The organism is Luteimonas sp. A277 (assembly GCF_054052045.1).
In genome coordinates, this window is the sequence record NZ_JBSVRG010000009.1 from 162,437 (window position 1) to 180,351 (window position 17,915).

At 61.8% G+C, this 17,915-nt stretch carries 25 protein-coding genes; 6 read left to right on the forward strand and 19 right to left on the reverse strand.

Annotated elements, in window-relative coordinates; translation table 11 throughout:
- Positions 1-18: 18 nt before the first annotated feature.
- The 5 genes from ACW7G2_RS10675 to ACW7G2_RS10695 all read left to right on the forward strand — a co-directional run bounded on the left by ACW7G2_RS10675 (position 19) and on the right by ACW7G2_RS10695 (position 5,122).
- Complete coding sequence (locus tag ACW7G2_RS10675; protein ID WP_456975551.1) at positions 19-978, forward strand: YihY/virulence factor BrkB family protein; 960 nt, start codon at positions 19-21, stop codon at positions 976-978.
- 30 nt (positions 979-1,008) lie between these two features.
- Entirely contained in the window at positions 1,009-2,736 is a 1,728-nt protein-coding gene (dnaG, locus tag ACW7G2_RS10680) for a DNA primase (protein ID WP_456975553.1), read from the forward strand.
- 89 nt (positions 2,737-2,825) lie between these two features.
- Complete coding sequence (locus tag ACW7G2_RS10685) at positions 2,826-3,386, forward strand: cytochrome b (protein ID WP_456975555.1); 561 nt, start codon at positions 2,826-2,828, stop codon at positions 3,384-3,386.
- Positions 3,387-3,495: 109 nt separating this feature from the next.
- Entirely contained in the window at positions 3,496-4,722 is a 1,227-nt protein-coding gene (locus ACW7G2_RS10690; RefSeq protein WP_456975557.1) for a DNA/RNA non-specific endonuclease, read from the forward strand.
- A gap of 13 nt (positions 4,723-4,735) precedes the next feature.
- Positions 4,736-5,122 (forward strand): hypothetical protein, encoded by a 387-nt coding sequence (locus ACW7G2_RS10695; RefSeq protein WP_456975559.1) that lies wholly within the window; start codon positions 4,736-4,738, stop codon positions 5,120-5,122.
- A gap of 44 nt (positions 5,123-5,166) precedes the next feature.
- Here the strand turns inward: ACW7G2_RS10695 and ACW7G2_RS10700 are convergent, their stop codons facing one another.
- The 3 genes from ACW7G2_RS10700 to ACW7G2_RS10710 all read right to left on the reverse strand — a co-directional run bounded on the left by ACW7G2_RS10700 (position 5,167) and on the right by ACW7G2_RS10710 (position 6,490).
- Positions 5,167-5,445: a hypothetical protein gene (locus ACW7G2_RS10700; RefSeq protein ID WP_456975561.1), complete on the reverse strand. Its 279-nt coding sequence runs from the start codon at positions 5,443-5,445 to the stop codon at positions 5,167-5,169.
- Entirely contained in the window at positions 5,442-5,951 is a 510-nt protein-coding gene (locus ACW7G2_RS10705) for an N-acetyltransferase family protein (protein ID WP_456975563.1), read from the reverse strand. The genes ACW7G2_RS10700 and ACW7G2_RS10705 overlap by 4 nt, the downstream gene beginning before the upstream one ends.
- A 92-nt stretch (positions 5,952-6,043) precedes the next feature.
- Positions 6,044-6,490, reverse strand: coding sequence for a GNAT family N-acetyltransferase (locus ACW7G2_RS10710; RefSeq protein ID WP_456975565.1), 447 nt, complete (start codon positions 6,488-6,490; stop codon positions 6,044-6,046).
- Positions 6,491-6,773: 283 nt separating this feature from the next.
- Between ACW7G2_RS10710 and ACW7G2_RS10715 the strand changes: the two genes are divergently transcribed.
- Entirely contained in the window at positions 6,774-8,162 is a 1,389-nt protein-coding gene (locus tag ACW7G2_RS10715) for an amidohydrolase family protein (protein WP_456975567.1), read from the forward strand.
- 15 nt (positions 8,163-8,177) lie between these two features.
- Here ACW7G2_RS10715 and ACW7G2_RS10720 read toward each other — a convergent pair whose 3' ends face one another.
- The 16 genes from ACW7G2_RS10720 to ACW7G2_RS10795 all read right to left on the reverse strand — a co-directional run bounded on the left by ACW7G2_RS10720 (position 8,178) and on the right by ACW7G2_RS10795 (position 17,746).
- Positions 8,178-8,594 (reverse strand): DoxX family protein, encoded by a 417-nt coding sequence (locus ACW7G2_RS10720; protein ID WP_456975569.1) that lies wholly within the window; start codon positions 8,592-8,594, stop codon positions 8,178-8,180.
- 65 nt (positions 8,595-8,659) lie between these two features.
- Complete coding sequence (locus tag ACW7G2_RS10725; RefSeq protein WP_456975571.1) at positions 8,660-8,926, reverse strand: hypothetical protein; 267 nt, start codon at positions 8,924-8,926, stop codon at positions 8,660-8,662.
- A 178-nt stretch (positions 8,927-9,104) separates the two neighbouring features.
- Positions 9,105-9,323, reverse strand: a complete 219-nt coding sequence (locus ACW7G2_RS10730; protein ID WP_456975573.1) for a hypothetical protein — start codon at positions 9,321-9,323, stop codon at positions 9,105-9,107.
- 25 nt (positions 9,324-9,348) lie between these two features.
- The gene (locus ACW7G2_RS10735) at positions 9,349-9,687 is read right to left on the reverse strand and encodes a YcxB family protein (RefSeq protein ID WP_456975575.1); all 339 of its coding nucleotides are present in this window, start codon (positions 9,685-9,687) and stop codon (positions 9,349-9,351) included.
- A gap of 185 nt (positions 9,688-9,872) precedes the next feature.
- Positions 9,873-10,343, reverse strand: coding sequence for an RDD family protein (locus tag ACW7G2_RS10740; RefSeq protein WP_456975577.1), 471 nt, complete (start codon positions 10,341-10,343; stop codon positions 9,873-9,875).
- A 199-nt stretch (positions 10,344-10,542) separates the two neighbouring features.
- Positions 10,543-11,364 carry an alpha/beta hydrolase family protein gene (locus tag ACW7G2_RS10745; RefSeq protein ID WP_456975579.1) on the reverse strand — a complete coding sequence of 274 codons (822 nt, stop codon included), beginning with the start codon at positions 11,362-11,364 and terminating at the stop codon, positions 10,543-10,545.
- A gap of 185 nt (positions 11,365-11,549) precedes the next feature.
- Positions 11,550-11,879: a hypothetical protein gene (locus ACW7G2_RS10750; RefSeq protein WP_456975581.1), complete on the reverse strand. Its 330-nt coding sequence runs from the start codon at positions 11,877-11,879 to the stop codon at positions 11,550-11,552.
- Positions 11,880-12,073: 194 nt separating this feature from the next.
- Positions 12,074-12,976, reverse strand: a complete 903-nt coding sequence (gene bla, locus ACW7G2_RS10755) for a class A beta-lactamase (protein WP_456975583.1) — start codon at positions 12,974-12,976, stop codon at positions 12,074-12,076.
- A 164-nt stretch (positions 12,977-13,140) separates the two neighbouring features.
- On the reverse strand, positions 13,141-13,701 hold the full coding sequence (locus ACW7G2_RS10760; RefSeq protein WP_456975585.1) for an AbiU2 domain-containing protein: 561 nt from the start codon (positions 13,699-13,701) through the stop codon (positions 13,141-13,143).
- A gap of 70 nt (positions 13,702-13,771) precedes the next feature.
- Positions 13,772-14,452, reverse strand: a complete 681-nt coding sequence (locus ACW7G2_RS10765) for a RipA family octameric membrane protein (protein WP_456975587.1) — start codon at positions 14,450-14,452, stop codon at positions 13,772-13,774.
- A gap of 117 nt (positions 14,453-14,569) precedes the next feature.
- Positions 14,570-14,743 (reverse strand): hypothetical protein, encoded by a 174-nt coding sequence (locus tag ACW7G2_RS10770; RefSeq protein ID WP_456975589.1) that lies wholly within the window; start codon positions 14,741-14,743, stop codon positions 14,570-14,572.
- Between the two features lie 4 nt (positions 14,744-14,747).
- The gene (locus ACW7G2_RS10775; protein WP_456975591.1) at positions 14,748-15,332 is read right to left on the reverse strand and encodes a DUF6338 family protein; all 585 of its coding nucleotides are present in this window, start codon (positions 15,330-15,332) and stop codon (positions 14,748-14,750) included.
- A gap of 69 nt (positions 15,333-15,401) precedes the next feature.
- Positions 15,402-16,016: a hypothetical protein gene (locus ACW7G2_RS10780; RefSeq protein ID WP_456975593.1), complete on the reverse strand. Its 615-nt coding sequence runs from the start codon at positions 16,014-16,016 to the stop codon at positions 15,402-15,404.
- 522 nt (positions 16,017-16,538) lie between these two features.
- Complete coding sequence (locus ACW7G2_RS10785) at positions 16,539-16,751, reverse strand: hypothetical protein (RefSeq protein WP_456975595.1); 213 nt, start codon at positions 16,749-16,751, stop codon at positions 16,539-16,541.
- 140 nt (positions 16,752-16,891) lie between these two features.
- Positions 16,892-17,257, reverse strand: a complete 366-nt coding sequence (locus ACW7G2_RS10790) for a hypothetical protein (protein ID WP_456975597.1) — start codon at positions 17,255-17,257, stop codon at positions 16,892-16,894.
- A gap of 123 nt (positions 17,258-17,380) precedes the next feature.
- Positions 17,381-17,746 (reverse strand): hypothetical protein, encoded by a 366-nt coding sequence (locus ACW7G2_RS10795; RefSeq protein ID WP_456975599.1) that lies wholly within the window; start codon positions 17,744-17,746, stop codon positions 17,381-17,383.
- Positions 17,747-17,915: the final 169 nt, after the last annotated feature.

A 17,915-nucleotide genomic window follows, 5' to 3' on the forward strand; every position in this document is an offset into this window, starting at 1 on the left:
CCATGCCATCCTTGAGCCATGTCCCTGCTCGACCACCCACGAATCAAGCGATGGATCGCCAAGGTGCAGGAGAGCCTGCCCTACGCACTGGTCCAGCGCTTCATTGAATGCGACCTGCTCACCCAGGCCGCCTCGCTCTCGTTCTTCGCCCTGATCTCGCTGGCGCCGCTGCTGGTGCTGCTGCTGTGGCTGACCGCCTCGCTGTACCCGGAAGCCCAGGACGCGCTGATCAGCCAGATCGGCGGGCTCGCCGGTCCGCAGGCCGAGGCCGTGGCCAACACCGTCATCCGCAACGCCAGCGACCAGCCCGATATCGGCAGCCTCGCCGGCCTGTGGAGCACGCTGCTGCTGTTCGTCGGCGCCACGGTGGTGTTCGCGCGCCTGCAGACCACGCTGAACCTGATCTTCCACACCAGCGACAAGGCGCTCGGCGGCCTCATGGCCTGGCTGCGCAAGCGGGTGTTCTCGGTGGGGGTGGTGTTCTCGCTCGGCTTCTTGATCATCATCTCCACCCTGGCCGGGACCGTGGTGGAGCTGGCCTTCCGCGATATCCCGGTCCTGGTGCCCTTGGCGGGCAATGCGGTGATGCTGCTGGTCTACACCTTCGCCTTCGCCCTGATGTACCACTACCTGCCCGACCGCCGGGTGCACTGGAAGCAGGCGTTCCTGGGCGGACTGATCACCGCGGCGCTGTTCCTGATCGGGCGCTGGGCGATCGCCGTGTACCTGGCCCAGGCTGCGCCCGGCAGCGCCTACGGCTCGGCCGGCGCGCTGGTGCTGCTGCTGGTGTGGATGTACTACGCGGCGATGATCTTCTTCGGTGGCGCCATGATCACCGCGGTGATCGACGAGCGCTGGCGCGCGCGCGTCGCCCGGCGCGAAGCGGAGACGGTCGACGACCCGCGCCTGCTGCCGGTGGTCCTGCCCGCGGACGGCGACCTGTCCACGGCCGGCGAGCCTTCACAGCCGCGGCCATGACAGCAGCCGGCGTGGCATCCTAGCGGGGACATGTCCCGCATTCCCGACGCCTTCATCGACGACCTCATTGCCCGCACCGACATCGTCGAGGTGGTCAACGCCCGCGTGCCGCTCAAGCGCCAGGGCAAGGAATACGCCGCCTGCTGCCCGTTCCACGACGAGCGCTCGCCGTCGTTCACGGTGTCGCCGACCAAGCAGTTCTACCACTGCTTCGGCTGCGGCGCGCACGGCAGCGCGATCGGCTTTCTGATGGAGTACGACCGGCTGGAATTCCTCGACGCGATCGAGGAGCTGGCCCGCATCGCCGGCATGGAAGTGCCGCGCGAAACCCGACAGAACAACCGCGACGGCGATATCGACGCGATGTTCAACGCCATGGATTCGGCGCGCAATTTCTACCGCCGCGAACTGGCGAACAGCGCCACCGCCCGCGCCTACCTGGACGACCGCGGCGTGGACGAAGCCATCCGCGAGCAGTTCGGCATCGGCTACGCGCCGGAAGGATTTTCCGCGCTCAAGGACCGGCTCGGCACCGATGAGCGCCGCCTGCGGCTGCTGGAAAAGACCGGCATGCTGTCGCGCAACGACCGCGGCCACGTGTACGACAAGTTCCGCGACCGGGTGATGTTTCCGATTTCCGACCGGCGCGGGCGCACCATCGCCTTCGGCGGCCGGGTGATGGGCAAGGATGACGGTCCGAAATACCTCAACTCGCCCGAAACCCCGCTGTTCCACAAGGGCCGCGAACTCTACGGCCTGTGGCAGGCGCGCCAAGCCAATCGCGAGCTCGGCCGCCTGATCGTGGTCGAGGGCTACATGGATGTGATCGCCCTGTTCCAGCACGGCATCACCCAGGCCGTGGCCACGCTGGGCACCGCCACCACTCCCGACCATGCCGAGCTGCTGTTCCGCAACGCGCCGGATGTGTACTTCTGCTTCGACGGCGACGCCGCCGGCCGTCGCGCCGCAGTCAAGGCAATGGAAACGGTGCTGCCGCGCATGCGCGATGGTCGCCAGGCGTTCTTCCTGTTCGTGCCCGATGGCGAGGATCCTGATTCGCTGGTCCGCGCCGAGGGCGCCGAAGGCTTCAATGCGCGCCTGGCCCAAGCCACACCGCTGTCTGAATTCTTTTTCGACAGCGTGGGCGAGGACATCAACCTGGGCACGCTGGACGGCAAGGCGCGCCTGGCCGAGCGCGCCCGCCCGCAGCTGGCGCAGATCCCCGATGGCGCCTTCGCTGACCTGATGCGTCAGCGCCTGACCGAACTGACCGGCGTCGGCGGCCGCCCCCAGGCCGCCCCGGCCCGGCCGCAACGGCGCAGTGCACCAAGCAGCGCACCGCGGCGCAGCCTGGTGCGCACCGCCATCATCCTGTTGCTACACCGCCCGGCGCTGGCATTGGACCTGCCCGATTCCTACCGCTTCACCGCCCTGCGCCAGCCCGGCATTGCGCTGCTGACCGAGCTGCTGGCCATCGTGCACACCCGCCCGGAGATCAGCACCGGCGCCCTGATCGACCACTTCAGCGGCCGTGATGAAGCCGACGCGCTGCAGAAGCTCGCCACCATCAGCCTGCCGGGGGAAGAAAAAGCCTGGCGATCCGAATTCCTCGACATCATCGCCCGCCTCGACCGCCAGACCCTCGACCAGCGGGTGGAGGAACTGCAGCAGCGGGTGGCCGGCGGCGGCTTCAGCGCCCTGTCGGCCGAGGAAAAGGACGAGCTGCGCCAGCTGCAGGCCGCCCCCCGGTCGACCTGAAACGCGTTCGACCCTCACTTTGATGAATAGCAAGCATTGGCGCCGGCTGGCATCATTCAACGCCCACATCAAAGTTGAAAATCCGCAGCATGTCTTCCCCCCTGCTTGATTCACCCCAGCGCTACGGCGTGGTGTCCCGCACCCTGCACTGGCTGATGGTTGCCGTGCTGGCCTGGCAGTTCACCGGCATGCTGCTGAAGATCACCGTCGGCCGCGAAAACGACATTGCCGCCTTCATCATGGGCACGCACAAGCCGGTCGGCGCCCTGCTGATGCTGCTGGTGCTGCTGCGCGCCGCCTGGGGCCTGTCGCAGTTGCGTCGCCGCCCGCGCCAGCCCGGCACCCTGCGTGGCCGCGTGGCCACCACCGCCCACGGGGTGATGTACCTGCTGATGCTCTACATCCCCTTCGTCGCCCTGATGCGCGATTACGGCCGCGGTCGCGGCTTCTCGCCGTTCGGCATCCCGCTGTTTCCGGAAACCGGCCAGCAGGTGGACTGGATGATGGCCCCGGCCAGCGCTTCCCACGGGCTGATGGGCTGGACCCTGCTGACCCTGATCGTGGGCCATATCCTCATGGTGGCCGTGCACCAGGTGCTCCTGCGCGACGGCACCGCCGCGCGCATGGCCGGCCGGGCGCGCCTCGGGTAAACCCCAATACCCGGCGTTATGCGGCATCGATAAACTTTCGGGCACCGGCTACGGCCACCGTTTCCGCGTGCCCCCGATGACCATCAACGCGCCCCGCTCCGATTTTTCCATGTCCGACTGGGTCAACAGCGCCCTGCAGCGCTTCCGTGACACGGCGAGCCCGGCGCAGGATTTCGGGCCGGCCATTACCAGCGCCAACGGGCGTGAGCTGGCCTTCGAGCACGATCCCGCCAGCACCCGCATCAGTGACGAATCCAGTGCCGGCCAGCGCACCACCTGGTCGGGCAGCACCGAGGTCACGGTGAGCGCCCCGGGCCAGGACAGCGGGCCTATCCAGGTCAGCTACCACGCCAACGCCATCCGCGCCCAGGCGACGCCAGACGCCATGCAGGCGCTGAACCCGATGGATCCGGATTCCTGGCCACCCGGCACCAGCGTGGAGCTGCGCGGCGGCGATTTCGTCGGCACCCCGTTCCAGGCCACCTTCCAGACCCTGGCCGACATCAACGGCATCGCCGACATCAGCGATGTGCGCCTGGTGATCAGCAAGAGCACCATCACCAAGGCCACCCCGGTGCCCGAGCTGCGGATCATGTCGGGCGCGGCCCACGTATTCGACGCGCCGTTTGAAACCGGCCCCGGCTCGCCGGCCACCAGCCGCGAAGACTTCGGCATCCACACCCTGATCCAGCGCGATCCCACCGCGCCCGATCAGCGCGCTGCGCTCAACCACCTGCTGGTCACCGGCACCCAGCCCGACGGCACCGTGGGCCTGAGCGAAACCGTCACCGCCGACAGCATCAACGGCCTGATCACCGATGTGGCCAGCGGCGAGGTCAACGACATCACCTGGACCTTCGATGGCGAAGGCCGTCCGGTGCACGCCGAGGGCACCCTCACCTGGACCCCGGGCAGCAGTCGCCACCGCGATACCGACCGCACCGAGAGCAAGGCCCAGAGAGATTTCCGCACCGACAACAACCTCGACAGCACCCACCACACCGGCCACATCTTCGCCTACCGCTTCGTCCACGGACATGGGCCGGTCAACATGTTCCCGCAGCAGGCCAACTTCAACACCGGCCCCTACGCGCGCATGGAGCAGGAGTGGGCCGACTGGCTGGACCACGGCATGGATGTGGACATCCGCGTTGAGCTGGCTCCCGCCGGCGCCGAGCGGCCGGAGCAGGTAACCGTGGATTACAGCGTGACCGACCCGGAAACCGGCGCCGTGGTGTACGACCCGCAGACCATCCTGTTCGACAACGAAGCCGGGCAGCACTTCAGCAACATCCGGCCGGCCCAGATGGACGGCATGATCAGCGGCGCAGCCTGATATCCTCGCCCCGATGAACAGCAACGCCGACAGCAATGCCCTGATCACACAGATCGGCCAGGCGATCGTCACCGATCCCACCGTCGATGCTGAGCCCTGGGATGGCTACGCCCTGATCGCCTCCTACACCGGCCCGGGCCTGAAGATCAGCGGGTTCCGCTACCGCGACGGCCAGCCGCCGCAGGCAGCCACTCCGCAATCGCGCGAACTGGGCGGTCACATCGAAGCCCTGCGCGAGGCCACCCAGGTGGAAGGCAAGGATCCGTGGCGCGCCTGCGTGATCCGCATCGTCAGCGCCACCGGCAAGATCGGCGTCGACTTCGCCTACGAAGCCGCCGAACAGTGGGACATCACGCCCGCCACGCTGGCTGAAGTTTCAGAGCGCGCGCGGCCGGGTTGAGCGCCGCATTGCTGGAGCAGCCGGCTTCGCTTCTGCAGAAGTGATCAGCCACCGCTCGCCCAGGCATACATCCAGGCCATCGCCCCGCCCTGCACCAGCAGCCAGATCCAGGCCGCCGCCAGCAGCTGGAATTTCCGCTCCAGGGTGAAATCAAAGCGCGCCGCCGCCCACAACGCCGCGTTCGCCGCCAGCAGCGAGAACGCCAGGATCGGCAGGCCGCCGCGCGGATACATCCATCCGAACATGTCCGGCGCCATGCGCATCAGCGCGAAGTAACCCAGCACGATCACCGCCGTCAGGACGGCGGCCAGCAACCGCATCATTGGGCAGGTTCCGGCGCCAGCCACTTGTACATCACATGCGCATCCACCAGCCCCGCCTGCGGATGACGGAAGGCGCGCGGCAACGTGCCGACGATCGAATACCCCAGTCGCTCCCACAGCCGCACGGCCCCGGTATTGGTGGACACCACGAAGTTGAACTGCATGGCCAGGTACCCGCGTTCAAGCGCCTGCACCTGCGAATGCGCGCACATCTGCGCCGCCACCCCGGCCCCGCGTGCAGCCTCCGCCACCACGTAGCCGCAGTTGCACACGTGCGCGGCATTGCCCTGCTGGTTTGGGCGGAGGTAGTACGTGCCGATCACCTGCCCTGCGCTGTTGCAGGCCACGAACGTGGCTTCCGGGCGCCCGACCCACAGCGCATGGATCTCCTCTTCCGTTGCTTCGGGCGGATAGGTGTAGGTGTCGCCGCGGCGGAACACCGACCGCAGGATTGGCCACAGCGCCGGCCAGTCCGCCGGCTGGAACTCGCGAATGGAAACTGTCATGGAAGCCCTGTCATCGATACCCGCGGACACTGCCTGATGTGGCGTCCGCCGCCGCGCATGTTAGCTGCCCGGCGCCCTCAACCAGCGCCTGATCAGCCCGCATCATTCCGCGCGAGCAGGCAGGACATATGCAATGTGCCATTCACCAAGTCCTCCACCACGAAGCCCAGCCGCAGATAGAGATTCCGCGCCGGATTGTCCGTATATACCCGCAGCACCAAGCGGTGGAATCCGCGCTCTGCGGCCAATGCCTTTGCCTGCTCCACCGCCCAACGACCAATGCCGCGGCCCTGCCATGCCGGCAGCAGCTGCAGATCCCGGATAGCCAGCGCCTCACCCTCCGGCAGCACGCGCAGCAGACCCACCACTTCGCCATCTGCCAGCACCATCAGGTTCTCGAACTCCAGCCAGCTCGCCTGGAAGCGCTGCTTATCCCAGTCAATGCCGCGCGACCGGTGATAGACCGCCATGTTGGCGCAGCTGAGCGATTCGCAGAAAGCGAAGTCGCTATCAGTAGCGGGGCGGAGGGTCAGTTTCATCGATGCAGAGTGGACGCCTGCTGCCACAAGACGAAATCCTCAACCCCGAGTGCTTTATTTCCACCAAAGTGCCCCCTGTCATTTGATTCCGCCGCCGGCGCCATCAGCCGGCTCCGCCCTCCGGCAGCTTGACCGCATTGTCTTCGATATCGACGGGAAACGAGACCTGGGTGCGGCAAAGGACCCTGCCCCGCAGAAGTCATGTAGCCTCCCCCGTCTTCACCCGCCTGGGTTCCCCGGGCACGCATCGACGACCCCACCTATATCAACCGAAAAGTCCGCCATGCCCCGATTTCTTGCCGTTGCCCTTTCTGCGCTCTGCCTCCTGTCGGCCTGCGCCCCTGAACCACCCTCCGCCGACGCAGTACTGCTGGGCCGCGTCTTCGATGCCCGCCACGGACAAGTGTTGGAGAAAGGCGTGGTGGTATTGGCTGAAGGCCGCATCCGTTGCGCAGGCAAGTCGGGCGACTGCCGCTGGCCAGCGGATACCCTGGTTCACGACTACGGCCAAGCCACCCTGCTGCCCGGCCTGATCGACTTGCACGTACACGCACGCCCGCACTACGTCCGTGCCTTCGTGCCCTCGGGCGTCACCACGGTGCGTGATGCCAACAACACCCTGGCCATGATCGGCACGCTGCGCAGCACGCCCGGCGCACCACGCATACTGGCCAGCGGCCCGGCACTGGATGGCCCAAAGAGCGTGCTGGCTGGTGAACCGTCGCCGCTTGACAGCCAGCCGCTGGAATCCTTGATGCCGGTTACCGTCACCAATGCCGATGACGCCTCAATCGCCGTGCTTGCACTCCGGGATGCCGGCGTAGAGTGGATCAAGCTCTACGAACAGATCCCGCCTGACGCATTCCATTCCGCCGTACAGACCGCGCGCGAGGCCGGAGTGCCGGTCATGGCCGACCTTGGCATCATGCTGACCCGCGGCTTGGACGGCGCCGAGGTGGATGTTGTGCAGGCCGGCGCCGCCGGCGTCTCCACGCTGGAACATATCTCCGGTGCCGCCCTGGCCTACCAGCGACTTGGCGGAGACCCGATGGCCGAACCGTTGGATGAAGCCCTTCTGGAGCAGCTGGTGCAGGCCATCGCCGGAAGTGGCATGGCCGTGGTGCCAACCGCCGGTGCCGCGCGCCAGCTCCACGATCCCGAAGCCCTGAGCCTTGACGACCTGCCGGGTGCAGCACGCGTGCGTCCGCACTTCAAAAGCTACTGGGAGTACCTGGAAGGCGTGCTGGCTGGCGAAGGCCCGCAATCGCGCAGCGCCGCCGACCTGCGCCTGGCGTCGGCCCTGCTGCCGAGGCTGCATGCCGCGGGCGTGCCGATCGGCGCCGGATCGGATCTTCCCGCCGCCCCGCGCATGCTGCCCAGCGCCGCCCTGCATCAGGAACTGGAAGCACTGGTCCAGGCCGGCCTCACCCCCGCCCAGGCCCTGCAATCGGCCACTCACGTAGCCGCATCCATCCTCGGCAGCGATGACTTGGGCCGCCTTGAGGCCGGCACCACTGCCGACATCCTGGTGGTGGACGGCGATCCGCTCACGAACATCCTGCATACCCGCCAGGTGCGCGCGGTGTGGTTCAACGGTGACGCAGTAGATCTGGATGCCGCATGGGAAGAAGTGGAGCGGGCTCTGGAGCAAGCCGCGCGGGACAACGGCTGACCTCACTGAGCCCGCTCACTGCTTGCCTGCATCTCGCACCGCTGCAGGCTTGCGAATGGTGAACACGTACGCCCACACCAGGACCGTCAGTTGCAGCGGCACCCGCACAAGCAGGTAAACCGGTCCCCAGGCATGCCCACCCATTGGCACGTGATTGAACGCGGCATACACGTTTGCAGGGAAGAACAGTACCAGCATCGCCGCAGCTGCCCACCCCGCCGCCCGCCGGAACCGAGGCACAAACAGCGCAAAGGCAGTCGCAAATTCCAGCACCCCGGTGGCATATACCAGCGGCAGTCGGGCCGGCACCCATGGCGGCAGCATCTGCACCATGGGTGTGGTCTGCACGAAATGCCCGATGCCTGTGAATACGAACACCAGACCCAGGCCGATCGCCCCGGCGCCCCTGCCGTCAAACCCGCGACAGTTCATCCGCGACCAGCCATTCAGCACTGCCCATGGCGCTATCAACAACCCCAGCATGATGATCGGTGTGATCACACTCCGAGCCCGCGTGAGAGTGTCCACGACAGACCCAGGATCACCAGGAAGCCGGTGACCCACACCACCACTTCCTCGAAGCCAGGCGCCTCATCCTGCTCGTCAATCGCCGCGCCCGGGAACCGGCCCAGCGTCACCACACGCCAGAGGGGCCAGCCCACGTACCACGGCACCCGCTGCACCAGCACCTCCCACAGCAGCCACAGCACGAACCGCGCCGCCGCAGCCACCGGCCTAGAAAGCGGATCGAAGATCTCGCTCACGCATCGCTCCCCGGCCAAAACGGCCAATTTCCCCGCTGCCGAGCGTAACAAAGCGGACCAGTGGGCTCCGGCTTCATCGTGTTCTCATGACCCCGCCTCGATGCTTTGTCCACTGCAGGCACGCAGAGTTTCAACGTCTCCCGAAACACTGTGAAGCAGCTTCGGTTTGAACGCAGTGTCAGGACCGCTCCCGTTTCTGGAACAGCTGGGTCACTCTACCGATGAAGTAGATAATGACGCCGCTTGCGAAGCTGGCGCGGGCAACCCAGGCTACTGCAACCCCTGTCGGCTCGGCCCAGGATGTCGTCGCCCAGAGCCAGATACCGGATGCGAACCCCAACGCGATCAAGCCAAGACCAACTTTCAGGTAGACGTTGCTTAAACCCAAGCGCGACATGGAATGTCTCCGTTTTTTGGCCAAATCAAGACGCCCCACGAATAGGTTTCGGGCCATTACTGAGCTTGTCCGCCGCCAGCAGCAGGAACTGACTCTGCTGCTCAACTGAAAGAGCACGAAATGGCACCGGCATGGCCCCGCTCTCAAGCTCGACCAGGAAGCCAGGACTATACGAGTGGACTGACTTCACCCTTGACCAAGGGACCGAGCCTGGCCCGAGCTTGGTGCGCCTGCTCACGCCGTCGCGGTCCACTTTGAAGTCGCATCGACCAACACGGTAGACCTTGTAGAAGAATCCAACCGCAGCAATGGAAACAAGTGTAAGGCGAGCGACACGTCGCTTGATGCCGCGCAGCGTGCGCAACGACTCTTCCGTGTCAAAGGCATGCTCCGTTACGAACTCCAGATACTCCCGAAGTTGATAGCGAACAGAGAACTCAATTTTCTCTGACGGTTCGATGGTGGTCTAAACCCCGAGTTGAGCCGAGACGCTTGGCGGAGCCAACCGCATGGCCAGCTCAATCTGCCGGTCGGTGGGCCGCACAGCGGTCAGCCAGCTCCGTCGAAGCGTACCGGTTCCGGACCACGTTGCTGGGGCCGAATGACCACGGTGCCCGCGATCTTGTCGTGCCACCCCTGCTTCCTGGGATCAAAGGCTACCCAGATAATCCCGATGAACAGTGGAATGATCGACGCGAAGTAAGCGACGTACCGGATCAGTGCCTGCCCGACAGACATCGTCCCGCCGGTCTTTGCATCCACCACGCGCGCGGACACCGCCATCCTCCCCGGAGTGGCCTGCAGGCGAAGCCAGAACAGGATTACCGCCACTGCCGGCAGCACCCAGGTAATCAGGAAGTCCGCTGGCCCGGCGATGAAAACGTCCGTGCTCTCGAAGTACGCCCAGCCGTACACCATGATCACCAGCGGAACCGTGACCAACATGATCAGGATGGAATCAATGATGGTTGCCCCTACGCGCGCCCAGAACCCGACGTACTCAAAACCCTGCTCGTTCACTCGACACCTCCTGTGCATACGACTGTGTGGTTACTTCCTGCTGCCACGGGCGAAAGCATCCGCCTTCAAAGCCACCGCCGCACGCTCCCCATGCGCAAACTATCAGCGCCCCCCTTACAACTCAACGACCCCGGGCTGGCCCGGGCCGGTCCTCCAGATGACCTGCAATTTGTTCTCCATGCCCTGGCCCATCAGCCTTCTACCGGCTCAAATGTCGCTTCAGGAATGAAACGACCGCCTCATTCATGGCCCGATGCCACGCAACACGGTCAAACCCTTCCGGATCCTCACAGATCTCCCTGGCCGTCTCCGCAAGGCGCGGCGCGCACGGAGCCAGGTAGGCGAAGTGCCCGGCGCCCTTCGCCACGTGGTACTCCGGGGCCTGCGGAAGCGCGGTACGGATGGCCTCGATGTGCTCGAACTCCACCCCGTCGCCGCCCAGCTCCGATGCCCACAGCTGCACAGGCACGCGCACTGATTGCAGGCCGGCATCATCAAACAGGTTCAGCGGATCAACCACCACCGCGGCGCGGATACGCGGATCGGCCTGCGGCTCCAGCTCCGGCGCACTGAACCTGATCTCGCGGCACATCGGCATGATCAGCGACCACCAGCGGCTGCATAGCCGTTGCCCGGCTGCGGTCACGTTGGGCTTGGCGCCGGCCAGGGCCAGCGCGGTGTAACCGCCGCGCGAAAACCCGAACACACCGACAGCATCATGATCCAGCTGCCCGCGCGCAGGCCACTCTTCCAGCATGAAGGACAGCACCCGGCTCACATCACGCGGCCGGGATTCGAATATCGCCACCCGATAGGCCCCGGAATCGTCGCCGAAGGTATCGCCAGGATGATTCAAGGAAACAACCACGAAGCCGGCGTCGGCCAGCGCGGTAGCCGTATCGTGGTGCCCCAGCAGGGTGCCGCCATGGCCGTGGGAAATCACGACAAGCGGCAGCGATTCACCCGCTACCGGACAGCCAGGCGAACCCGAAACGTCGTGCGGCCCCAACTCAGCGGCCATCGGAACATCCGCGCACGGGGTCCATACCATTGCTGCGATTGCGGGCTCCGAGCCCGACGCCGGAATATCAATGCGTGCATAGCCAGCGGCAGCTGCGCTACCAATAGAAAGGAGCACAAGCACCGCAGCGGAAAGCGCCGCCGCCATCTTCTTCATCTAACTCTCCTCAAGCGACGGCGCCGCTGTCAGGGCTCACCCACCTGCTCCGGCTTCACCGGGGGCAGCTTGAAGGCAATCTCCAAGGGGCCAATAAAAGAGTACACCCAGAGCCCAAAGGCGATCGATGTGCCATGCAGGGCCGTGAACAGCGCCACCAGAAAAAGCCCCATGAATGGTGCGGTGATGAGTGCGGTGATCCCCGTGACAGGCTGACCGTTCCAGACCAATGAGTTGAGGCCAAAGTAAGCCGTGACTCCCATCAGGATCGTGAGCGGCAGCATCGAACACAGCAGCCCAATCCCGACCAGCTTGAACACGGATCCGGCAGACAGCCGGGCTATACAGATTTCCTTCATGGATTCGACCATCCCCCGAGGGTCTGATGTTTGAGTCTTGATCCGCCCCTGTTCTCAGGGCGCGCTGAGTCCTTGCCAATAGCTCATGTGAGGCCTAACGCCAGAATTAAGCCGCGCCGCGAAGTGACGTCGGCTTGAATGAATTGTTAAGCCGCACTCGTCGCAGCTGCGGACCGATCAAGTCGTGTGCGCGACTAGCCAACAGCCCACTCGGCCGCGATCCTTCCCACTTCAGCGAGAACCGCCTGATGCCGAGCCTCAGTCTGTTCGGTATATTCGCCGCTATCAAAATAAGCAGCAATGATGATGGGGCTTCTACCGGGCGGAAACGTGATTGCGATATCATTGCACTTGTTTGTCGTGCCCTCAGTACGCCCGGTTCCAGTCTTGTTACCGCTACGCCACTCGGCGGGGAGTCCGGCGCGAATCCGCATGGCGCCGGTCTTAGTGTTCTCCATCCAGCCCAGCAAGCGCTCCCGCGAACCACGCTGCAAAGTATCACCGGTCGTAATCCGACGGACGAGCTGCGCCATCGCCAGGGGCGAGGTGGTATCGCGAAGGTCAGCCGAAAGCACCAAACCCAGATCTGGCTCATAGCGGTCAAGCCGGGTCACGGTGTCGCCCATCTCGCGAAACTTCGCTGTGACGGCGGCCGGACCGCCCAAGCGTTTGACAAGAAGGTTGGCGGCAACGCCATCACTCAGTTCCTGGGCCGCCTGTGCCAGTGCGGAAATGCTCATGCCGCCCTTGGCGAGATTCTCGCGCGTCACGGGCGCCCAAGGCAGAAGATCGGCTTCGGAATAGGTCAGGATTTCATCAAGATCCATCCGGCCCCGGTCCGCTTCGCGCAAGTAGGCGGCGACGAGCGCTAGCTTGAACGTCGAGCACATCGCGAAGTGTTCATCCATGCGGTTGCCGCTGACTTCACCGGTAGCCGTGTCAAGGAAGCAAACACCAAGACGCGCATAACCCACTTCGAGCGCTTGAAGCCGCTCGGCGGCGTCAAAGCGGCGCGTGGCAGCTGCTGCGCCGACCGGGCTGGCCATCAGTGCGGTCGTCGCCACGGATGTGATCAAGAAGTCGCGTCTTGTGAACATGCAGTTGATCCTTTAGCTGATTATTGTGTCGTCAAGCACGGCGAGGCGTTGCAGTTCGCGAATCTTGCATTTGGCTACACGGGTCCGGTGCATAGCGCGTCCGTTGTGCGGCCTAACATCTGAATTAAGCCGAGCCGCGAAGCGGCTTTGGCTGGAATAAATTGTTAGGCCTGCTTCAGTGTTCTGATGAGGTCAACGACGTCACCGGACCCGGCTTGGGTCTTATAGTCCAACGGGCCGATCCCGAGCGCAATGCCAACTGCATCTGTGTAAGCACGAATGTTTGACATGAAGGACTCCAGCTCGCTCTCAGAGTGCGCGCCAACTAGCCCTGGGCAAAGCGCTGTTGCCTTATCAGCATGAGCAACGACACGGTTTGAGATGTCGGAGATAAGGGTCCGATAGGAGAGCATGCTGGCCGAAAGAGCAGATATTTCCGGGGTCATGAGACCGGCTTCGGTCAGGCCAGCGTTGATGTCATTTACCGACAGATTTTCCCTGCCATAAGACCTTGCGGGATCGGTGATTTTCCTGGCCTGTAGAAAGAAGTACTCCTGCAAGATCGAGTTTAAGTCTCCGAAGAACAACGACGCTGTTCTGCGGAGTGCGGCTTCCGTCTCTGGGTCGGAGTTGTAGAGGTGTTGGAACGTGTTAAAGCAGTTCTGGAGCCACATACAAGACTCGCGAAAGGCTACGAACTCGTCTTGTTGTTCCAAACTTGCCATGAGGGTTGGTAAACGGGCCTAACGCCAGAATTAAGCCGTGCTGCGAAGCGGCATCGGCTTGAATGATTTGTTAGGTGCCATTGTTGATGCTCGTTGTGCGAATGGTGCCCTTATGCCAATAGCCACCGTCGTAGGTCCTTCCGTACACCACCATCAGTGTGCAAGCGAGTACGGCCATGCCGATCTCGAAAGCATATGTCCAATTCACACTTGTTCGAAACGAGAATGGAGGAAGGCTGCCAACCAGCAGAACGATCCATATTGACGTGACAAACATACTCAGGAGTTGGTTGATCTTGGATACGGAGAACGCCGAGGGACCGGTGAAGAGATGCGCAATCAACTCTGGTCTATTGGCCGGGTCATTGCGCGATAGAACCACCTTATAGAGTGGTCCCGTGACCGCGTCTTCAAGCATGTCAACGTGATTTTCCCAGTTCTCTTGCCAGTATTTACTCCCCCGATTCGCGAGAAGCCACGCGAAGGAGAAGGTCAAGCCCAGACAGGACAGCAGTATGGAGAGATGCTCTTTGGCTTGAGAAGCAGAGGCTTGAATCGCAACATATCCCGCTAGCGCCGCGCCGATGAAAGTCCAAAAATAGCTAGCTCGCTTCCAGTAGAGCTCGATCTCAAACTTTCGAATGTCCAGCGCATGTTCGAGCGCAACGGCCTGCACAGAACGTGGATCAATTGACTCCCCGCCACAGAACCTTTGCCGATACTGCTCATCCGAGAACTGTTGAGTTGGCATGTGGTACCAAACGCCCGAGTTAAGCCGGACCGCTTTGCGGCCACGGCAGAGTGACTAATGTCACGACGGCTCTGCCGAGGCCGCAAAGCGGGCTCGGCTTGAACGAATTGTTAGGTGTCAGTCTTTACCAGGTGGATTGTTTGCAGGATTGTCACCCCTGCCTTTTTCCGGCTGGTAGCCACCTTGGGCGGGGCCTTTACCGTCTTCACTGGGAGCTTTTGACGGCCTATACCCTTTTTCGACGTATTCCGGCCGGTAGCCCTCGTTCGATGGTTTGCGATCTTTAGTCACGCTCTCACTCCTTCAGTTCCAGATGGCTAATATTTTTGGCGAGAATTATTGTGCCAGCAGTGCGCTCAACTTTTCGAACAAACTCGCCCTCGCCGGAAAGAATCCACCTTTCTTCCAGGTAAATTTGCTCTTCTGCCGGACAGCTTGAAGCAAAGGATTCTTCGCCGTAACGCCCGGCGATAACGGTTCCGTCCATCAAGGTTGCCTTTACCCAATAGTGCTTGCGCTGGCTGAAGACGTAATCCCAAGGCTTCTCTGTGGGATGTGGGGCGCGTCGTTGGAAGAATTCGCTTTCTCTGATCTTCTTCCATAAGTAGGCCCATAGAAATGGTGCTAGGACGAAGACGAATAGGTAAAAGATGTAGTAGCCAAACAGGCAGCGCTCTAGCGATCCGGAGGCCTCTATCCATCGAATAGGCAAATACAAAATTGCGTAGTTGATGCAGCTGTATGCGACTGCATCGATAATACGGTCCGAGCTGCTTCTGCTGCTTGAGGGGCAAAGAATTTCGTACGCTTTCAGGCTGATGAAGCCTGGGACAGCAAATGCAATAAAAAGCAGCAGCTTGTTCCCTTCCCAGATATCCATGATCTCCCCTAAGACACCTAACGCCAGAATTAAGCCGCGTTGCGGAGCAACGTCGGCTTGAATGAATTGTTAGATGCGGCCATACGATCTTTGAGCTTTGTCAACGGAGTGCGCGATCACTGCCTGCAAAACGAGGCCAACGAGCATGATGGTCGAAAAAACAAGGACTACTCCCAGAAGCCCCGGCCGAAGAATGAAAGCTACGAATACAGATACAACGAACGCAACTTGAGCGAAGAACGTTGAAATGGCTGCGTACTCATTGCCAGATTGGAGATCCTTCTGAGCCAGATAGGCGATTGGCCCCGTTGCAGCGCCATATGCCCAAAGCATTGTAGGAATGACAGAGTCTCCGTCGGCGCGATTGGCAAAGTACAACATCACCAAGATGCACCAAGCGATCAGAACGGCGTAGGTATAAACCATGCTGAGCAGACCAAAGAAGTAGAATCCGGCGCGACTGCCTTTTGACTGAAGTGCAGCGGCTGGAGCAGCCAGCAGCAAGCTCGGCATCATTGCGAGACTAATCACAAAGCCGCCAAGAATGAGGGCCGCAAGGCCGCGGAAGATTGTGCCCCATTCGCCCAGTATGGCGAGCCATATGCCAGCAACAATGCCGCCAAGCATGTTGAGCAGCATCAGTACGACGGTCAGCCCGTCAAATAACTTCCCCAGTGCTTTCATCAGATTCCCCCAAATGTGTCTGTCGCATCTAACACCTTGAGTTAAGCCGCCCCACAGCGGCGATGTTTGATGGCCGGAAGCCTACCAGCACCTGTCAACTCAAGAGAAGCAGCGAAGCGGGGTCGGCTTGAATGAACGGTTAGGCCGCTGGGCCCGCATTGTCACTTAGCTGCGACCTGCAGAACGGACACAACTTTGCGGCCGGAAGAATGAGTTCCGCACAGTGCGGGCATGCGACGCGCTTAGGATTATCAGTAGATCCCATGGACGATTGGTCAACTCCATCCTTCACCTGTTTCGGCCCACGACCGGCGACTTTATCGAACCCGCGCAAAAACCAGATCGCCAGGGCAATGACAACAACGGAAACTATAAAACCTTCCACAGCACTCCTCCGGGGAGATGGTTTGGACAGCGGCCTAACGCTTGAGTTAAGCCGACGTGCGTAGCGGAGCCAACAACATGGCAAGCTGTTCCGCCATGTTGTTGGTGTAGCGAAGCGCGCTCGGCTTGAACGAACTGTTAGGCCTGTGCACGAGAGCGCCTGACCTGCGCAATACGGCCAATGACATAGAGAACAGCGCCTGAGACGAAGCAGAAGCCAGCAATACTGCCACTTAGATATCTTGTGGCCGATGGAACGACAAACGCAGCGACCAGCATGGCCAACGAGATGGCAACCAAAGCAAAGCCAACCTTGAGATAGATGTTCGAGAGTCCAAAGTGCTTACTCATTGCGCATCTCCGTTACGATTACATGTCAACACAGGCCTAACACCTAAGTTAAGCCGAGACGCGTAGTGGAGCCAAGCACATGGCAAGCTGCATCTGCCATGTACTTGGTGGAACGAAGCGGCTTCGGCTTGAACGCATTGTTAGGCGAAAAGCCCGCCTCGTTGCAGCAGCGACCACACAAACCCGCCACCGCATAGGAAGATAAATATGGCGATTAGGAGGTACGGAAGCATCCGAACCTTGAGCACAACCATCGCCCAAATTATGTGACACAGATTGAGAACATAGAGCAAAAAACCCACGATACACAACAGGCCGCCGGTTATTTTGTCTAAGCAAGGGATCGATGAGTACGAAGCGGCCTGATCCTGCCACAAAATAGTTCCGCCAATAAATACGACTACAGCTAGTCCATAGTTCCGGATGTGGTCGAATAGGAACTTTAACGTCACGTCTTTCTGCTCAAGCCATAGAAGCTGGCTCAGGAATCCTTTCGTCTCGCTCACGGAACTGTCCCCTATTTGCCTAACACCTGAGTTAAGCCGACCTGCGTAGCGGAGCCAACAATATGGCAAGCTTTACCTGCCATGTTGTTGGTGTAGCGAAGTAGGTTCGGCTTGAACGAACTGTTAGGCGGCGCCCCAGAACAGCGAGATGCCGCCAATGACGAACAGTACCAGCCACAACAAGTGCTTGCCACGCGTGATGATGAGCGGCAGAAAGCCGGACGCGATGGAGGTAAAGCCGATGATCTGTGCCGCACTGGACGATGTGAGTTGGCCCTGACCGATCTGCACAAGCAATGCAGCGAAGCCAAACCAAGCGACAGTTGTAACGTGCCAGGCAAAGCGAAGAGTTCTGGTGGTGAACTGGGTGCTGCCGAAAATCTTGGGTAGATCCTCTCGGCGGAACAGCCGCACGAGGATGTACCGTTCACCAAGAACGGAGTGCGCCAAGCCGAGAGCAACGAAAAGAAGAGCTGCAAGTTGCGTCATTGGTTGTTAGCCGCCTAACGCTTGAGTTAAGCCGACTTGCGTAGTGGAGCCAAAGCCATGGCAAGCTTTTTCTGCCATGGTTTTGGTGTAACGAAGCAAGTTCGGCTTGAACGAATTGTTAGGCCCCGTACCGCCAGCTATGACCGCATGCCTGACAGTGCATGCGCGA